The sequence below is a fragment of the Pseudomonas pisciculturae genome (genome assembly GCF_015461805.1).
Lineage (GTDB): Bacteria > Pseudomonadota > Gammaproteobacteria > Pseudomonadales > Pseudomonadaceae > Aquipseudomonas > Aquipseudomonas pisciculturae.
The window spans coordinates 931,440-947,899 of record NZ_JACVZE010000001.1 but is presented as its reverse complement, the minus strand read 5'-3'; the positions used below and the strand labels follow the sequence as shown (position 1 = coordinate 947,899).

The following is a 16,460-nucleotide window of genomic DNA, read 5'->3' as shown; positions in this document are numbered from 1 at the left end:
TCACTGCAAACAGCCAACAAAAAGCCCGCTGACCGTTACCGGTTCAGCGGGCTTTGTTGCAGCTCGACTTGGCTTACAGCGCCAGGTCAGACGCTGGCTTGCTCGGCTCTGCCGCAGGCTTGGCAGCCTCAGTCGCCTTAGGAGCAACCATCTGCGGGATAGCAGGCGGTGGAGTCAGTTGCAGGATTTCGGCGGTATACGCCCATTCCTTGGCAACCGCTTCCGGGCTTTCGTTCAGCTTGGTGCCGTAGCTCGGTACGATCTGGTGCAGTTTGGCCTGCCACTCAGGGGTCGCAACCTTGTCCTTGAACACTTTTTGCAGCACGGTCAGCATGATCGGAGCCGCGGTGGACGCGCCTGGCGATGCACCCAACAGGCCTGCAATGGTGTTGTCGGCGGAGCTGACCACTTCTGTACCGAGTTTCAGGACGCCGCCCTGCTCTTCGTCACGCTTGATGATCTGCACGCGCTGACCGGCTTGCCACAGACGCCAGTCTTCTTTCTTGGCGTTCGGGAAGTACTCTTTCAGGGCATTGAAGCGGTCATCATCCGACAGCATCAGTTGGCCAGCAAGGTACTCGACCAGTGGGTATTCACGAATACCGACTTTGGTCATTGGCCAGATGTTGTGGGTGGTGGTGCTGGTCAGCAGGTCCAGGTACGAGCCTTCTTTCAGGAACTTGGTCGAGAAAGTCGCGAACGGGCCAAACAGAATCACACGCTTGCCATCCAGCACGCGGGTGTCCAAGTGTGGAACCGACATCGGTGGCGCGCCAACCGAGGCTTTGCCGTAGGCCTTGGCCAGGTGTTGCTCGGCAACGGTTGGGTTCTCGGTCACGAGGAACGAGCCACCTACCGGGAAGCCAGCGTATTCCTTGGCTTCAGGAATGCCGGACTTTTGCAGCAGGTGCAGTGCACCGCCACCCGCGCCGATAAACACGAACTTGGCGTCGGTTTCAGTCTTGGTGCCGTCTTTCAGGTTTTTGTAGCTCACACGCCACGAACCGTCGGCGTTCTTGGTGATGTCCTGCACTTCGCTCGACAGTTTCAGGTCGAACTTAGGGGTGGTTTGCAGGTGAGCGACGAACTGGCGGGTGATCTCGCCGAAGTTCATGTCGGTACCGATCGGCGACCAGGTGGCAGCGATTTTCTGGTTCGGGTCACGCCCTTCCATCATCAGCGGAACCCACTTGGCGATCTGCGCCGGGTCTTCGGAGTACTGCATGCCGGCAAACAGCGGGCTGGCTTGCAGGGCTTCGTAACGCTTCTTCAGGAACTTGATGTTGTCATCGCCCCACACAAAGCTCATGTGCGGAGTGGAGTTGATGAACGAACGTGGGTTCTTCAGCACGCCCTGGCGGACCTGCCACGACCAGAACTGACGGGAGATCTGGAACGCTTCGTTGATCTCGACCGCTTTCGGGATCTCAACGTTGCCGTTCTTGTCTTCCGGGGTGTAGTTCAGCTCAGCCAACGCCGAGTGACCGGTACCCGCGTTGTTCCAGCCGTTGGAGCTTTCCTGGGCGACGCCATCGAGGCGCTCGACCATTTCCATCGACCAGTCCGGCTGCAGCTCATTGAGCCATACACCCAGGGTTGCACTCATGATGCCGCCGCCGATCAGCAGCACATCGACTTTCTTTGCCTCTTCCGCGTGAACGGAACTGATCCCCAGCGACAAAGCCAGCCCCAGCAAGGCAGTGTTTACTTTTTTAAACATCAGTAGCACCTATGATAAAACGCCATCCGCCCTACCGCCCCAAATCGTGAGCAAGCCTTCATCACGCTGCGCCAGGCAACGCACCGCGGGGTTCGCACATTCACTTGAGGGCCGCAGGGTGGGCACACAAGGCCGACGTATCGACCTCACTTTTATGTCCCTTCTGCGCTGACTTTTTATCATTATTGGCTTCAGCTACCTGGGCAACAGCCAATCGCTGGGACGTATACGGGTGTACGTACCAGATAGAGACTAGACCAAGACGGCGCGCAGAATATCACGCTAAACGGGCGATATGCGCTGTTTGGCCAATTGACAGCGCTAAAACGCCGGTTTTAGCAAGCTTGGCGGGCGCGACCTGAGGTCACAGGCGCCAAACTGCATTGAACTATCACCCCACGGCCCGTTCTAGACACCTTCGCCGCTGCTTGCGTAGCATCGGCGACTCCTTCGTGCAATCCATCAGAACAGAGCGATCCATGTCTATCCACCAAACACCCGGGCACATCCTGCCCGCGCGCAGCGCCGCCAAAATGGAAGCTGCCATGGCCGTGGGCGCTTTCGCTATCGGTACCGGCGAATTCGCCATCATGGGTTTGATGCCCGAGATCGCCAACAACCTGCACCTGAGCGAACCCCAGGTGGGCCACGCCATCAGCGCCTATGCGCTGGGGGTAATGGTCGGCGCGCCACTGCTGGCAATTCTCGGCGCCAAATTATTGCGCAAACATATGCTGCTGTTACTGATGGGGCTGTATGCCTTGGGCAACCTGGCCACAGCGTTTACACCGACCTTTGGCTCGCTGGTAGCCTTTCGCTTTATCAGCGGCCTGCCCCACGGCGCCTACTTCGGTATCGCCGCTGTGGTGGCATCGAGCATGGTGCCCAGCGACAAGCGCGCCGGCGCCGTGGCACGGGTGATGATGGGGCTGACCCTGGCGATGCTACTGGGCAACCCCATTGCTACATTTCTTGGCCAATACCTGGGATGGCGTTCAGCGTTTGCACTGGTGAGCGTCATTGCCCTGTGCACCATCGCGTTGGTCTGGCGCTTTGTCCCAGACAGGCGCGACGAGCCGCGCAGCGACCCTCGTAAAGAACTGCGCGCCTTCACCAAACCCCAGGTATGGATGGCACTGGCCATCGCTGCAATCGGTTTTGCAGGGATGTTCTGCGTGTTCAGCTACCTGGCACCGACGATGCTCGAAGTGACCAAGGTATCGCCGCAGTGGATTCCCTTTGGCCTGGCAGCCTTTGGCGCGGGCGCAATTATCGGCAATATCGCCGGCGGCAAGCTGTTTGACCGCATGCAGTTCCGTGCGGTGGGTTTGATCCTGGTGTGGTCGACGGCCGTGCTGGTGTTCTTCCCGTTTGCTGCGGGGTCAGTGTGGGGCGTGTTGTTGGGCATTGGCCTGGTCGGCACCATGATATCGCTGGCCGCACCGCTGCAAATCCGGTTGATGGACATCGCCCATGAAGCACCGAGCCTGGCGGCTGCATCCAACCACGCGGCCTTCAACCTGGCGAACGCATTGGGCCCATGGTTTGGCGGGATGGCAATTACGGCGGGGCTGGGCTGGACGAGTACGGGCTATATAGGTGCGGCCACCGCATTGGTGGGGCTCGGCATTTACCTGATCGCTCGACGGATGCAGGGCGGGCATTGATACAAAGGTGGGGGGTAGGAAAACTTCCCCCCGAATACTCCCCCCGAATATTCAATGGCAGATTGTATTTTTTTCTCTACAATCCGGGGACGTTTAGAAAGGAACTTTTCGTGAGCATTTCAACGAATCCCGCGCCTCGCCCCCAGAATGATGAAATAGAGTTGATCCCCTTACTCCAAACGCTTTGGAGCCACAAACTAACGATCCTGGCAACAACCGTTGCAGGCATTCTTATCTCGCTGTCTCTCTATGGGGTAATGCCCGAACAATGGACCGCGAGCACTTACATCACCAAACCGTCGCTTTATAATTTATATAAAGAAGTTAATGGCCAGGAAGAGAGCGTCGGCGAACATTCACAACCCGCGCAATCGGGGCTGTATAGCGCTATACAAAACGACCTTTTCTATACTGCAATGGGCGTGATGGCTTCCCAGTCCATTTCCTTGAGAGAGACAGCACCCAAAACCGGCAACAGCGAACCCATCCTCTATATTGCTTCGACCACTGCCCGCACCTCAGAACACGCTGCTGCTCAATTGAAAGCGGCCTTGGACAAGGCAAACAACGACGCTTTATCCCTCAGCCTACCGGCTTCGGCTGCCAAGAACGATGTCAGAGCCTTCAATGCGCTTGATGAAGTCAAAATCGTCAACAGCATGAGCGCCAAGAAACTTACTGTGCTGGGGGCATTTCTGGGTCTATTACTTGGCAGTGTATTTGTGATTAGCCGTTGCATCATCCGCCAACACAAGCAGACAGACCACACTTAGGCTCAATCAAAAACTCGCTGGCCAACTTTAAATAATGCAGTGACGGCTATTGGCCGCCACTGCATTTTGCCTTTAATTTCCCATACCTATTTTCATTGCCTATCCAGTGCAACGGATACGCGACGACAAAAACCCACAAAATAACCACCAAGTCAACCGAAAATCAACTCAAGCCCACCAAAATTAAATAAATTTCACTTTCAGACAGGTTGGGTTCAGGTTGGATCCAATGACATCAATCTGTAACATGTCCTACATATTTCATAAATGACAAGGATGTGTTTTGAGCTTTCCTGACAGAAGTGTGCTCCAGGGCTTTCCAACGACACTCAACCATCGCAACGCAACGGTTTTCACCGTAGACATCGCTGACATCAGCGCTCAGCAGGCGATTCAGGATCTGATCGACGCACGCCACGAGTTGCAAGACCGCATCAGCGCACCGCTCAAAGGAATGGAGAGCGACCTGTTCGCCAAATCCCAGCCGCTCGACAGCCTGCGCCCTAAGCTAAGGGTGACCTTGGGCCGCGCAAAACGTGATGGTGCTTTCGACTGGCCAGTAGAAGAAGTGATCAACACGTTCGGCGCACAGCAACGTGGGGCGCCGGTAGCCCCCTTGTATGGCTTCGGTTACCGCAAGTCCGCGCTTGGCCTGATCCAGGAATATTTCATCTTTACCCAGATGCTGGATGGCCACCTCAATGGACTGGAATGGCTCGAACAAACCCGCGATATCCAGAGCCTGATCAGCGTGTCGTTCAACCTGCTGCGCGCCCTGCACAGCAAAAACATCGTGCACATGGACTTTTGGGCCAACAACGTGATGATCAACCTTGAGCAACCAACGCTCGCCAAGGCAATCGACCTGGAGAACTGCTTCCTCACCCCCACAGATCACCTGACCGAGGTGCTGGCATTCCAATTCGGCTTTTATTACCGCCGGGAGATTTTCCGGTTCGTGATCGAGCGCGATTTCGACCAAATGGTTCAGGAAGAACTGCGCAAATACGACGGCATTGATGCAAGCCGCTTTGAAGAGATGTACAGCCTGAGCAAACATGAAAACATCAGCCGCCGCGCCCGGCGTGAGATTTTTCATAACGGGACGGTTATTACGGGCTGACGAGGCGTCGCAGGAATCCTTCCGATGGATTCTCTGCTCAGCCTCTGCCCTACCCACTCAAATCGCCCAATGCCTGCAACTATCAGCTACCTGGACAAGCCGCAGGCATTTAGGCTTCGCTTAGCCCTCTCCTAACAACGGAAGAGGCGTAAATACGATTGCTGTAGAAATACGGCCTTAGAAACCGTGCTCAATGCAAACCGAGCCACCTTCTTTACGTATTACCGAGTAAACAGTAAACCCTGGGTAATCGGAGTACAGACTGTAGTACCCAGGAGCGCCGTCTAAAAACTCTCTCGCACCGGAGAAGATATCAGTTAAAGGAACGCCCGACTCAAAAGCTTCAAGCATGTCGAAGTTCAGAGATTGTTTCAGCGTTTCCTTTTTCATTGAGGAGTAAAGGCTTACTTCCAATGTGCCTTCTGCTACCGCCCCGTAAATTTCCGGAAGAGCATGAGTCAACAGTGCGGTTGAGTGGGAAACATCCTCGCGTACCGGACCCCACCACAGTCTTTTCTTCGGCTGAACAGCTGTCAGAATCCCCAGTGACATTTCACATGGGATTCGCTCAGAGGAATCACTTCCCACAATTGCAGTCACGATTCGGCTAGGAAGTCGACCGTCAGTCCTGCTAAAAATAGCCATACCACCTTGGCAGGAGGTTTCGTAACGCTGCCCAGAAGCGAACTGATGAGACTGGTCATTCAGTTCAAATGAATAAGAGCCAGGCTGTGAGTCTGGATAGACCAAAACGGAAGCGTTTTTAATATTGATGGGCGGGATATACATGTAGCCTACCGCATCATCCACCTCCAGCAAGTCTGTCGCATGCTTACTGTAGTTGAAGTTCGAGTGGGTAACCTGCATATCGGTGCCATCAATGGCTTCAGTTCCCACGAGCATCCGCGTGAAGCCCTCCCCCAGGTTAAAGGAGAGATTGGCGCTGCCCGGCTTGCCATCTAGAAAGTCAACGAGGTTCGCGAAGTAATCTCTTGGGGCAATCTTGATGGTTTCGTACGCTTTCAAGGCTGGTAATTTTATTTCAGCCTGCATGCGACTGCCTGAGGAATCGCCGCTAATAACTTCCAGCGTTGCAGTTTGCTCAGGAACCTCTCGCGGCCCGTTATGAAACACGCAGAACGAACGTTCTAAAGCACTGTCCCGCAGCGTCCAGCAACCTTCCTCACCCGAAGAAATGGTTCTCTTATCTTCAACCTCATGTCGCGAATACGCACGTGCATAACTATGAACAAGCGTCACCCCATTGGCCGTTTCATAATATGCAATGATGGCGGCATAGGGTATGAACATGTTTTTTATAGCGAAGATTTCAATCTCGACACTACCTTCAAAGTCATCATGCGTATGCGGTTGATAGTTGATCACGTCGCCATCGGTGAAGGACAGAGACTCACGGCTGCACAGCGTTCCTGACATGTCACGCAGCGATGCAACCACCAACACTTCCAGGCCACGCTTTTCCTTCCAGTAATTCATGAAGGAAATCTTGGTTTTTACGCTGGAAGATGACACATAATAAAAAATCGCAGAGGATCTGTTAACAATCCCAAAATTTGCTGCAAAATTTTCTTTTTGATTTATTTCAATCCGTTTTTTCATTTTTGCTCCTGCACCCACACTATGTGAAGCGTATTAATTTATAGTAAATGGCTGTGCGTAAACTTTACGCAAACATGCCTAAATGATTTATGCGAGACTGCGCTTTATTGAGAGACGACTTCCCAAGCGTGTTAAACGAAGCAGCGGCTTCTCCAGCACGTAATAGCAAACTACGCCCCCAAGCACGCCGATAGAAACTGCCCCTACAAAATAGTAGATGGCCAGGTCCTTATTCAAAATCTGCCCAAACGCCAATACAAACACCACATACCACACCCTTTGCGAGATGGGGTGTGACAAGTAAAGCGAATACGATATTTCCCCAAAGAACAAAGGCAACTTACTGACGTGGCGCTTAATATATTTTTCTAGAATGACGACCCCGGCCACCAACATTAACGATGGCACTCCGTAAATCAAAAATCTCGAAGACGGGTCCGCACGATAGGTAAACAACGCTACGAGCGATAAGATCACCAACCCAATCCCGATCTTCAAGTTAGCCTTAAGGAAGTAAGCTCGACAGTATCCCAGCCCCACCCCAGCCAAAAACTCCAACATAATAGAGTTTGTATAGGTGCTCAGCACCACCCCTTCGAAATCAAAAATCATCCCACAGCAGGCCAATCCGCCCACCACGCCAAATACGAAAGCGAGCCTCTTTTTCAGGCCTATCAATAGAAGACTAAACCCAAACACAAAATAGAAAAACATCTCATAAACCAAGGTCCAGCCTATTGTATAGATGGGCGTCATCTCTCCAACATCAGGATTTATGGCAGGAATTAACAGAAAAGACTTTATAACAAAAAACGGATCAAGCCCCCTCGAATTAAAAAATAACGAAGGCATCAGAACCACCGCACAAACAAAGCAAAGCGTAAACACCCAATAAAGCGGAATAACACGCAAAATCCGTGACTTCCAGAAGGACAATGTATTAGTGGACTTATTTTCTGTTGCCACCCACATGACAAAACCAGATATCACAAAAAAAATATCAACCCCGAACTCACCTCTAGGGCTACTAAAGTATGGAACAACAGCGGACATAACCATTGAGTGGTAACAGATCACGAACAACGCCGCTATACCGCGAAGGTATTGGATACCGTAATATTTTTCCACTCGCTATAACCCACTTAGGCTTCATAAAAAAGATTGTAGGAATTTTCCTACAATCTTTAATTATCGCGAATGCAGTAGCCAAGTGCAACACGGTCTTTGAATTGAGGCTCAGGCAGGTGCAAGCATCTCGCAGCATGCCAATTGCCACGGCGAGGAGATCTTGACTTGATTCAGAGGTAGGGAGCGTGAAACACCAGGGAGCCGAACTGTTTCCGGGCGAAGGTCTGCCTCTCTTGGTAGACTTGCACACCCTCGCGCTTGATGCAGATCTAAGCGGTATCGCTAACAGGTCCATCCGCCAGCTTTCTTCCCCTGACAGTTTCCGTATCGAAGGGGTACGCGCCAGTTTTGGGGTGGTACATCGTACCTCCAAGATCCAAAGCACACCCGAAAACGCCCATAAACACGTTAAAGACACGTTGAGTAAAATGATTCAAAACCAGAGCGTTAGCCCAGCAGAATCAAGCCCCGCACTGTCTCGGCGCTTTAGCGTTGCCCCGATGATGGATTGGACGGACCGCCACTGCCGCTTCTTCCTGCGCCTGCTCTCCAAGCACACCCTGCTCTACACCGAGATGGTCACCACGGGCGCTATCCTGCATGGCGACCATGAGCGCTTCCTGCGCCATAACGACGCGGAGCATCCGCTCGCCCTACAACTGGGCGGCAGTGTTCCCGCCGAGCTGGCGGCTTGCGCACGCATGGCGGAGGCTGCCGGGTACGACGAGGTGAACCTTAACGTCGGCTGCCCCAGCGACCGCGTGCAGAACAATATGATTGGCGCGATTCTGATGGCCCACCCTGCTCTGGTGGCAGATTGCGTGAAGGCGATGCGGGACGCAGTGTCAACCCCGGTCACGATCAAGCATCGGATCGGCATCAACGGCCGGGACAGTTATGCCCAGCTGTGTGATTTTGTCGGCCAGGTGAAGGACGCAGGCTGCACCAGCTTTACCGTGCATGCACGGATTGCGATTCTCGAGGGGTTGTCACCCAAAGAGAACCGGGACATTCCACCGCTGCGTTATGACGTGGCCGCCCAGCTGAAGCGCGACTTCCCTGAGCTGGAGATCATTCTCAACGGTGGCATCAAGACGCTGGAAGACTGCCACGCGCATTTGCAGACTTTCGATGGGGTCATGCTGGGCCGTGAGGCTTATCACAACCCGTATTTGTTGGCGCAGGTGGACCAGCAGTTGTTCGCCAGCACGCAGCCGGTGATCAGCCGAGCAGAGGCGCTGGTGCAGTTACGCCCCTATATTGCCGAGCATTTGGCAACGGGCGGTTCGATGCACCACATCACGCGGCACATCCTGGGACTGGGCACGGGCTTCCCTGGGGCTCGCAAGTTTCGCCAGTTATTGTCGGTGGATATTCATAAGGCGCCAGACCCACTGACACTGCTGGATCAAGCCGGCGCATTGCTTGAGGGTCGCTGAAAGCGCTTTCGGGTTGAACCTGTTCGGTGTTTAGCCCTCCTATTTAGCAGTCAGGCCCGCCATTCAAACCACTGTTCTCAGTTGTTGCCACGGCGGGCCGTTGAACGCATTTGCGCCCTTGAGTGGCTGTCTGCGCTCGCGTAATGTCACCAGACCCATAGGACAGAGCACGCCCATGACTTCCAAGCTGGAACAACTCAAACAGATCACCACCGTCGTAGCCGATACCGGCGACTTTGAAGCGATCGCTCGGGTCAAACCGCAAGACGCCACCACCAATCCTTCACTGCTGCTCAAAGCCGCTTCGATCCCGGCGTATGCCAAGCTGCTGGATGAGTGCGTGCAGGACTGTAACGGTGACGTCGGCCTGGCCAGTGACCGTTTTGCAGTGGCCGTGGGCCAAGAAATACTGAAAGTGGTGCCAGGCCGTATCTCCACCGAGGTGGATGCACGCCTGTCGTTCGACACCGACGCCGTACTCAAGCGCGCGCACCGTCTGATCGACCTGTACGAAAAAGCCGGCATTGGCCGTGATCGTGTGCTGATCAAGATTGCCGCCACCTGGGAAGGCATCCGTGCTGCCGAGAAGCTGGAAAAAGAAGGCATCCAGACCAACCTGACCCTGCTGTTCTCCTTCGCCCAGGCCGTGGCTTGCGCAGAAGCCGGCGTGTTTCTGATTTCGCCATTTGTGGGCCGCATCTACGATTGGTACAAAAAGGCCAACGGTAACGACTACACCGGCTCCGACGATCCAGGCGTGCAGTCGGTGACCCGCATCTACAACTACTACAAGGCCAATGACTACAAAACCGTGGTCATGGGTGCGAGTTTCCGCAACCTGAGCCAGATCGAAGAACTGGCGGGCTGCGATCGCCTGACCATCAGCCCGGACCTGCTGGAAAAACTGGCCGCCGATAATGGCAAGCTGGAGCGCAAGCTCTCGCCGGGGCATGCCGGTGAGGCGCGGGTGCATTTGACTGAAGCGCAGTTCCGTTGGGAGTCCAACGAGGATGCGATGGCTACCGAGAAGCTGGCTGAGGGCATTCGTCAGTTTGCCCGAGACCAAGAGAAGCTTGAGGCGCTGTTGACTGCCAAGCTGTAAGGCTGGCTGCACCAAAAAGGGCGCTACCTGTGAGGGTAGCGCCCTTTTTTCATTCGCCGACATAGAGCCGAACTCAAATCAAAATGTGGGAGCGGGCTTGCCCGTTCCCACATTTTGACCGTATTTCTCAAGGAGAATTAGTGGCGCTCTAGCGCGTTGACGAGATCGTGGAAAGCTTCACGATTGGACTCGTTCAAGCCCATCAGGATCTTGTGCGCTTCCAGCACTTTGATGCGCACGACTTCTTCGGACTGGTCCTGCGACGGCAGGTCAGTCAGGCACTCAGGGCATGGAATCGGCCGATCAACGATGTTGAACACCTGATCAAACCCCATGGACTGCAGCAGACGGGTGATATCTTCGTGCGTGGTGACGACCGTCGGCAACAGGCCGACCTTCTGCCGAGACAGAATGGACAGCTTGGCCAACAGCCCAAGGGTGGTGCTATCGATGCTGCGGGTTTCGGTCAGATCAATCACGATCGCCGAGAAATTCAACGCTGTGAAAATCCGCTCAATCGTCGCATCCAGCGCTGAACATAAGGTCAGGCGCACTTCACCGACAAATTTCAGGACAAAGGTCCCGTCTTGCTCGGCGAATTGGATTCTTCCGGTACTCATCAAAGATTCCTGCTCAACACCAATAGGGCGATATCATCCGGCATCTCCCCAAGCGTGGCCAATCCAAACACTTGCCGCAGGCCATCCAGGCTGCCGCCCGCTGCCTTGACCTTTTGGGGCAAGGCGGCTTCTTTCTCCTTGAGTGTAGGCTCTGGAAGCAAGTCCAGGATGCCATCAGACATCAGCGTAAGGCTGAACGTCGGTGGCAGCTCCAGGATGTGGTCTTCGTACGTGGCTTCATTGAACAAGCCTACGGGCAGGCCACGGCCTTCCAGGTAGCGCACACTGTCGGGAGTGTACAAAACAGGCATCGGCAGGTGACCGCCAATGCTGTAGGTCAAAAGACCGGTTTCTTCATCGATCACGCCGCCCACCATCGTCACGTGCTTGCCCAGCTTGCAGCTGATCAGGCCTCGGTTGATGTGGCCAAGCACCTCGGAGGGGGTGAACTCCGGCAAGGTGCCGTTGCGCTTGGATTCGAACAACAACCGTGTCGTCATGAACTTCAACAACACGGTGACAAAAGCGGAGGAAGCCCCATGGCCGGATACATCGGCCAGGTAAAACGCCACGCGACGCTCATCAACGCGGAAATAATCGACAAAATCACCCGACAGGTACAAAGACGGGATGATCTGGTGCGCAAACTGGAACTCGTCGATGGACCAAGGGCTGACCGGCAACATGTTCATCTGCACCTGGCGACCGGCATTCTGGTCTTCCTGAAGCAAGTTCAAACTCGCTTCAAGTTCGCGGTTGGCCGTTTCGAGCTTTTCGCGGTAGCGCTGGTTTTCTTGCAGCAGGCGCGCACGATCCAGGGCACGTCGCACCGAATGCTCCAGTACCGCGAGGTCTTCCAGGGGCTTGATCAGGTAGTCGGCAGCCCCCAGGCGCAGAGCCTCGACGGCGTCATTCATGACCCCAGCGCCAGACACGACGATCACCGGCGTTTGCGGGGCCAGCTCGGTCACCTGGCGAATCAGCTCCAAGCCGCCCATCTGGGGCATGCGCAGATCGCAGATCACGAGGTCGGGCTGGTCGCGCTCGAATACCTGGAGACCCTGTTGACCATTGCTGGCCTGCAGGACGCTGAACCCACTGTCTTCCAAATAGGCCGCGAGACTCGCGCGCACTACTTCGTCGTCATCGATTATCAGCAGCGTGGCACTGGTTTTTTGCATGTGGGCAAACGGCGCCAGAATTAGGTTGGCGTAAGTGACTCGACAATGGCCGGGCTCACGTACTGGATTCGCTTTCTAGCCTCTCTGTCCTACAAAGCATAGGCTTTTGACCCACGCACAACGGTAAAGCAGAGGTGCCCTTCTAAGGCGCAGACGGTACTCCCATCCGTCAGGGGTTTCAAGCTCATGCCGATGGTCGCCGGGCGTCTTTACATCGCAAATCACCGGGAGTTATAAGAACACCCACCACCACAACACAAAGTAAGGATGGAACCCATGGGCGAACACGAGCGTGACTACGCCGAAAAACGCGATTTCATCCGCATGCGTGTGGAGGCCGATGTGTCGCTGATCCACGCGGGGCAGGAGATTGCCGGGGTTTGCGTGGACCTTTCCAGCTCCGGTATGCAGGTGCAGGCGCCTCGCCAATTCAAGGTAGGCGACCAGTTGAAGGTGCGCATTGATTCTGAGCACGCCGCCCTCACGGGGCTTGAGGCGGATACCGAAGTGGTTTGGACCAAGACAAATGGCCCCGACCAACATTTGGGCCTCAAGATCCTGAAAATGTACTAAAAAGCCGCACATAAAAAAGGCGACCCTCAGGTCGCCTTTTTTCGTTTCAAAACGTCACGACTTAAAAGTCGTCGACAACCTTGCCGTCCTTGACCTTGAACTCACGGTTCTGCAGGTAAGCATTACGGATAAAGGTGTACTTATCGCCAGTGATCAGCTTCTCACTGTCGAGCAGGCTGGCGCGGGTATCGACAAGGCTGAGGCCGATCAAGCTGTTGCGCAGGGAAACATCATCCATATAACGGTACGGCTGGGTGTAGCTGTCGACGTACTTGGACGGCGCATCACGCAAGGTGCTAGGGCCCAGCAGCGGCAGCATCACGTATGGACCGCTGCCAACGCCCCAGTAACCGAGGGTCTGACCGAAGTCTTCATCACTGCGTTGCAGCCCCATTTTGGTGCCCACATCGATAAAGCCCAGCACGCCAAAGGTCGTGTTGACCAACAGGCGGGCGGTATCGACGCCGGCATTATGGGGCTTGAGTTGCAATACGTTGTTGGCCAGGTTGCCAACGTCGCCGATATTGCGGAAGAAATTGTGGATGCCGTCCTCGACAAATTGCGGAGTGATCCACTCGTAACCCTGGGCCAATGGCTTGAGGGCATAGGTATCGACCGTGTCGTTAAACGTAAAGATCGGACGATTGATGCTTTCCCATGGATCGTCTTCCGACGCTGCTTGCACGGTGAACGGGGCCAGCAGGACAGTGGCACACACCGACAGCTGAGCGAAGTAGTGGCTCCAGCGCATAGCTTTTGCTCCTTGAATGGTCTGTCATGGGCGCTATGCCCTGAATGAGGCGGTGAGTATATGACGGAAGTACGCATTTAGGCAGTAACGGGGAAAATTCCTACAATTTCAACCCGTGTCATCGGGTTGTCATCCTGACTCGATAGCGTCACGGCTATTTCAGGGATATCGATATGCCCCACGCCGAAATAGCCATCGCCAGCGCACCCGCCTTGACTGCCGTGTTGTTTGGCCTGAGTGGCTGTTTAGTGGACTTCGGTTCCCAGGCGCGCACCGATTCACCCAGCGCCGACTCCCAGGCTACGCCGGGCGCCCTGAAAATCCTGCGCAGCTTGAAGGAACAGGGCGTCCCCTGTGCCTGGCTGGATGAACTTCCCCCCACCATCACCACGTCACTGGCCGCCGTACTGCCTACCTGGCTCAAGGCAATAGCGCCCTCCCCTATTCGCTGGCCCGCGCCCCACGCGTGCTGGCAGGCCTTGATGGAACTGAATATTGAACGCCTGGAAGGCTGCGTATTGGTCAGCGGTGAGCCGCGCTTACTGCAATCGGGGCTCAATGCCGGGCTGTGGACCATCGGCCTGGCCTCCTGCGGTTCACTGTGCGGCATGGCGCCTGAGCAATGGCAGGCCCTGAGCGAACAGGAGCGCGAACACAAGCGCGGCAAGGCCACCGTGGCGTTGTACGGGCTAGGGGTGCATTCGGTGATCGACCACCTTGGCGAGCTCGGCACTTGCCTGGCCGATATCAGCTTGCGCCAGCTTAAAGGCGAGAAGCCCTGATCGAGATCATGCACAGTCGGCGCCGGTGGATTAATCTACAGGTCAGCCCGTAGACCTTTCACGGCGTGCCGTGGTCTATGCCAGTGACTATCGATAAAAGGAAGACCGTCATGCCTGATCGCAAAAAGCTGGAAGAACAGGTCGAGATCCTGCGCGGGCAATTGGAACAGGAGCCGCCGCTGCCATTGGAAAAGCGTGAAGCGCTGGAAGCCCTGATTGCCAAGTTTGAGCTGCAACTTGAGCTGGAGCCGGCTACCCAGACCCCTAGTATTTCCGATGATGTGAATCAAGCGGCCATTGAGTTCGACGCTGAACACCCGGTTATTTCCGGAACACTGCGCAATATCATGATCACCCTGGGCAATATCGGCATTTGATCCGCCAACCAAGCCCAGTGCTGAACCAAAATGTGGGAGGGGGCTTGCCCCCGATAGCGCAGTGTCAGTCAACAGATTCATCGACTGATACACCGCCATCGGGGGCAAGCCCCCTCCCACATTTGATTTGGGTGAAATTTACTGACGCGCCAGTCGCACGTTCTGGAACGCCACACCCTCAGTGCTGCGATACGGGTTGATATCCAACCCACCCCGCCGCACATAGCGCGCATACACGGTCAACTTCTCTGGTTTGAGCAAGCGCTGCAAGTCCAGAAAGATGCGCTCCACGCACTGCTCGTGAAAGTCGGAGTGCTGGCGAAAGCTCACGATGTATTCCAGCAAGCTTGCGTGATCCAGCGCCGATCCACGGTATTCCACCACCACGCTGCCCCAATCCGGCTGACTGGTCACCGGGCAGTTGGATTTGAGCAGATGGCTGTGCACGCTCTCTTCAACGATGCGCGTGTCATCGCAACGCAGCAGCTCCGGCCGTGGGTGCTCGTAGTTACTAACGCTGATCTCCAGGTCATCGATGCACACACCCGGCAACGCCATCACGCCCTCGGCCTCGATCTCGGCCAGGCTGCGGATACGCACGCTCACCGGTTTGCCGGCGGCAGCGCTGAGGTCGTTACGCAGCGTCGCTTCCAGGCTGGCCGTATCGGCATATGCAGTCTGGTTCAGCGAGTTGAGGTACAACTTGAAGGATTTGGACTCAATGATGTTCGGCGACTCAGCCGGGATGCTGAACTCACCAATGGCCACCACCGGCTTGCCCGACGGCAGCAGCCAGGACAGTTCGAAGCAGTTCCAGAAATCCACACCCTTGTAGGGCAGCGTCTCGGCACTCAGGCCCAGCTCGGCCCACTTGGCGGCGCGCGGAATCGGGAACAGCAATGAAGGGGTGTAAGTGGAGATGTATTCACTGGACTTGCCCAGCGGCGAATGTTCGGCTGCGGGATGCATGGCGGAAACCTGGCTAAATAAACCGCGCCAGTCTACCAGCCTTTGCCCCCGCCTTTGCTGCCTACTCGACGTTCAGCTCTCCGACCATGCCCGCTTGGTAGTGCCCAGGCAGGTTGCAGGCAAACTCCAGGCCCGTGCTCTTGGTAAAGGTCCAGGTCAGTTCGGCCGTTTTGCCGGGTTCGACCAACACGCTGTTGGGATCATCATGCTTCATCGCGCCATGGCCCATTGTACTGTGGTCCATTTTGCCCATCCCGGTGGCAGTGAGCATGCCGCTGGCCTGCATCTGTAACATTTCCTTCTGGTGTTCGGCATGCATCGCCGCGTCGCCCAGGTTGAATTCATGGAGCAACCGGCCTTTGTTGACCAGTACAAAGCGCACGGTCTCACCGGCTTTTACATTCAAAGATGTGGGCGAAAAGGAAATATCCTGCAGCGTCACTTCAACAGTACGTGTTGCTTCGGCTGTCGCTGCTGCATGGCCAAACCCATAGGTATGAGCCGCATCTGCCATCGCTTCAACACTCAATGCCAATAGGCAACCCGCCAACAACAGGGATTTACGCAACGCCATCGCTCTTCTCCAAAAATAGGTCAACCGTCTGACACGCACCCTATGATGACGCCGCTGCCAG

General features: G+C 55.3%; 16 protein-coding genes. 8 read left to right on the top strand and 8 right to left on the bottom strand.

All coding sequences use genetic code 11. The features are described from left to right. Positions 1–73 precede the first annotated feature (73 nt). Positions 74–1,720, bottom strand: coding sequence for a malate dehydrogenase (quinone) (gene mqo, locus ICY20_RS04275; RefSeq protein ID WP_159959283.1), 1,647 nt, complete (start codon positions 1,718–1,720; stop codon positions 74–76). Positions 1,721–2,199: 479 nt separating this feature from the next. Here mqo and ICY20_RS04270 point away from each other — a divergent pair, with 479 nt between their 5' ends. The 3 genes from ICY20_RS04270 (at position 2,200) to ICY20_RS04260 (ending at position 5,283) form a co-directional block, all read left to right on the top strand. Continuing rightward, positions 2,200–3,387: an MFS transporter gene (locus tag ICY20_RS04270; RefSeq protein WP_194936997.1), complete on the top strand. Its 1,188-nt coding sequence runs from the start codon at positions 2,200–2,202 to the stop codon at positions 3,385–3,387. Positions 3,388–3,497: 110 nt separating this feature from the next. Next, entirely contained in the window at positions 3,498–4,160 is a 663-nt protein-coding gene (locus ICY20_RS04265; protein ID WP_159959287.1) for a Wzz/FepE/Etk N-terminal domain-containing protein, read from the top strand. A gap of 283 nt (positions 4,161–4,443) precedes the next feature. Beyond that, on the top strand, positions 4,444–5,283 hold the full coding sequence (locus ICY20_RS04260) for a protein kinase family protein (RefSeq protein WP_194936996.1): 840 nt from the start codon (positions 4,444–4,446) through the stop codon (positions 5,281–5,283). A 177-nt stretch (positions 5,284–5,460) separates the two neighbouring features. Here ICY20_RS04260 and ICY20_RS04255 read toward each other — a convergent pair whose 3' ends face one another. Further along, a complete protein-coding gene (locus ICY20_RS04255) occupies positions 5,461–6,903 on the bottom strand; it encodes a hypothetical protein (RefSeq protein ID WP_194936995.1) in 1,443 nt (480 codons plus the stop codon). Positions 6,904–6,990: 87 nt separating this feature from the next. Next, the gene (locus tag ICY20_RS04250; RefSeq protein WP_194936994.1) at positions 6,991–8,031 is read right to left on the bottom strand and encodes an acyltransferase family protein; all 1,041 of its coding nucleotides are present in this window, start codon (positions 8,029–8,031) and stop codon (positions 6,991–6,993) included. A 428-nt stretch (positions 8,032–8,459) separates the two neighbouring features. Here ICY20_RS04250 and dusA point away from each other — a divergent pair, with 428 nt between their 5' ends. Beyond that, positions 8,460–9,470 carry a tRNA dihydrouridine(20/20a) synthase DusA gene (gene dusA / locus ICY20_RS04245; RefSeq protein ID WP_194937102.1) on the top strand — a complete coding sequence of 337 codons (1,011 nt, stop codon included), beginning with the start codon at positions 8,460–8,462 and terminating at the stop codon, positions 9,468–9,470. Positions 9,471–9,645: 175 nt separating this feature from the next. Beyond that, a complete protein-coding gene (gene tal / locus ICY20_RS04240) occupies positions 9,646–10,572 on the top strand; it encodes a transaldolase (RefSeq protein WP_159959375.1) in 927 nt (308 codons plus the stop codon). A 137-nt stretch (positions 10,573–10,709) separates the two neighbouring features. Here tal and rssC read toward each other — a convergent pair whose 3' ends face one another. Both rssC and rssB read right to left on the bottom strand, forming a co-directional pair. Next, positions 10,710–11,192, bottom strand: a complete 483-nt coding sequence (gene rssC, locus ICY20_RS04235; protein ID WP_010566476.1) for an anti-sigma factor antagonist RssC — start codon at positions 11,190–11,192, stop codon at positions 10,710–10,712. Then, entirely contained in the window at positions 11,192–12,373 is a 1,182-nt protein-coding gene (gene rssB, locus ICY20_RS04230) for a two-component system response regulator RssB (protein ID WP_159959377.1), read from the bottom strand. The genes rssC and rssB overlap by 1 nt, the downstream gene beginning before the upstream one ends. 276 nt (positions 12,374–12,649) lie before the next feature. Between rssB and ICY20_RS04225 the strand changes: the two genes are divergently transcribed. Further along, positions 12,650–12,946 carry a PilZ domain-containing protein gene (locus ICY20_RS04225; RefSeq protein ID WP_194936993.1) on the top strand — a complete coding sequence of 99 codons (297 nt, stop codon included), beginning with the start codon at positions 12,650–12,652 and terminating at the stop codon, positions 12,944–12,946. Between the two features lie 61 nt (positions 12,947–13,007). Here ICY20_RS04225 and ICY20_RS04220 read toward each other — a convergent pair whose 3' ends face one another. Continuing rightward, positions 13,008–13,697 (bottom strand): MlaA family lipoprotein, encoded by a 690-nt coding sequence (locus ICY20_RS04220; protein WP_194936992.1) that lies wholly within the window; start codon positions 13,695–13,697, stop codon positions 13,008–13,010. Positions 13,698–13,870: 173 nt separating this feature from the next. Here ICY20_RS04220 and ICY20_RS04215 point away from each other — a divergent pair, with 173 nt between their 5' ends. Together ICY20_RS04215 and ICY20_RS04210 are read left to right on the top strand one after the other, a co-directional pair. Beyond that, a complete protein-coding gene (locus ICY20_RS04215; RefSeq protein WP_194936991.1) occupies positions 13,871–14,479 on the top strand; it encodes an HAD family phosphatase in 609 nt (202 codons plus the stop codon). 110 nt (positions 14,480–14,589) lie between these two features. Further along, on the top strand, positions 14,590–14,856 hold the full coding sequence (locus tag ICY20_RS04210; RefSeq protein ID WP_194936990.1) for a DUF4404 family protein: 267 nt from the start codon (positions 14,590–14,592) through the stop codon (positions 14,854–14,856). A 138-nt stretch (positions 14,857–14,994) separates the two neighbouring features. On the opposite strand, the gene queF is transcribed toward ICY20_RS04210, so the two are convergent. Both queF and copI read right to left on the bottom strand, forming a co-directional pair. After that, a complete protein-coding gene (queF, locus tag ICY20_RS04205) occupies positions 14,995–15,825 on the bottom strand; it encodes an NADPH-dependent 7-cyano-7-deazaguanine reductase QueF (RefSeq protein WP_159959385.1) in 831 nt (276 codons plus the stop codon). Between the two features lie 61 nt (positions 15,826–15,886). After that, complete coding sequence (copI, locus tag ICY20_RS04200) at positions 15,887–16,399, bottom strand: copper-resistant cuproprotein CopI (protein WP_159959387.1); 513 nt, start codon at positions 16,397–16,399, stop codon at positions 15,887–15,889. Positions 16,400–16,460 lie beyond the last annotated feature (61 nt).

Coding starts and splice junctions, on each gene's coding strand:
- mqo (WP_159959283.1), bottom strand. CDS start 1,720: ATGTTTAAAAAAGTAAACACTGCCTTGCTGGGGCTGGCTTTGTCGCTG.
- ICY20_RS04270 (WP_194936997.1), top strand. CDS start 2,200: ATGTCTATCCACCAAACACCCGGGCACATCCTGCCCGCGCGCAGCGCC.
- ICY20_RS04255 (WP_194936995.1), bottom strand. CDS start 6,903: ATGAAAAAACGGATTGAAATAAATCAAAAAGAAAATTTTGCAGCAAAT.
- dusA (WP_194937102.1), top strand. CDS start 8,460: ATGATTCAAAACCAGAGCGTTAGCCCAGCAGAATCAAGCCCCGCACTG.
- tal (WP_159959375.1), top strand. CDS start 9,646: ATGACTTCCAAGCTGGAACAACTCAAACAGATCACCACCGTCGTAGCC.
- rssC (WP_010566476.1), bottom strand. CDS start 11,192: ATGAGTACCGGAAGAATCCAATTCGCCGAGCAAGACGGGACCTTTGTC.
- rssB (WP_159959377.1), bottom strand. CDS start 12,373: ATGCAAAAAACCAGTGCCACGCTGCTGATAATCGATGACGACGAAGTA.
- ICY20_RS04225 (WP_194936993.1), top strand. CDS start 12,650: ATGGGCGAACACGAGCGTGACTACGCCGAAAAACGCGATTTCATCCGC.
- ICY20_RS04220 (WP_194936992.1), bottom strand. CDS start 13,697: ATGCGCTGGAGCCACTACTTCGCTCAGCTGTCGGTGTGTGCCACTGTC.
- ICY20_RS04215 (WP_194936991.1), top strand. CDS start 13,871: ATGCCCCACGCCGAAATAGCCATCGCCAGCGCACCCGCCTTGACTGCC.
- ICY20_RS04210 (WP_194936990.1), top strand. CDS start 14,590: ATGCCTGATCGCAAAAAGCTGGAAGAACAGGTCGAGATCCTGCGCGGG.
- queF (WP_159959385.1), bottom strand. CDS start 15,825: ATGCATCCCGCAGCCGAACATTCGCCGCTGGGCAAGTCCAGTGAATAC.
- copI (WP_159959387.1), bottom strand. CDS start 16,399: ATGGCGTTGCGTAAATCCCTGTTGTTGGCGGGTTGCCTATTGGCATTG.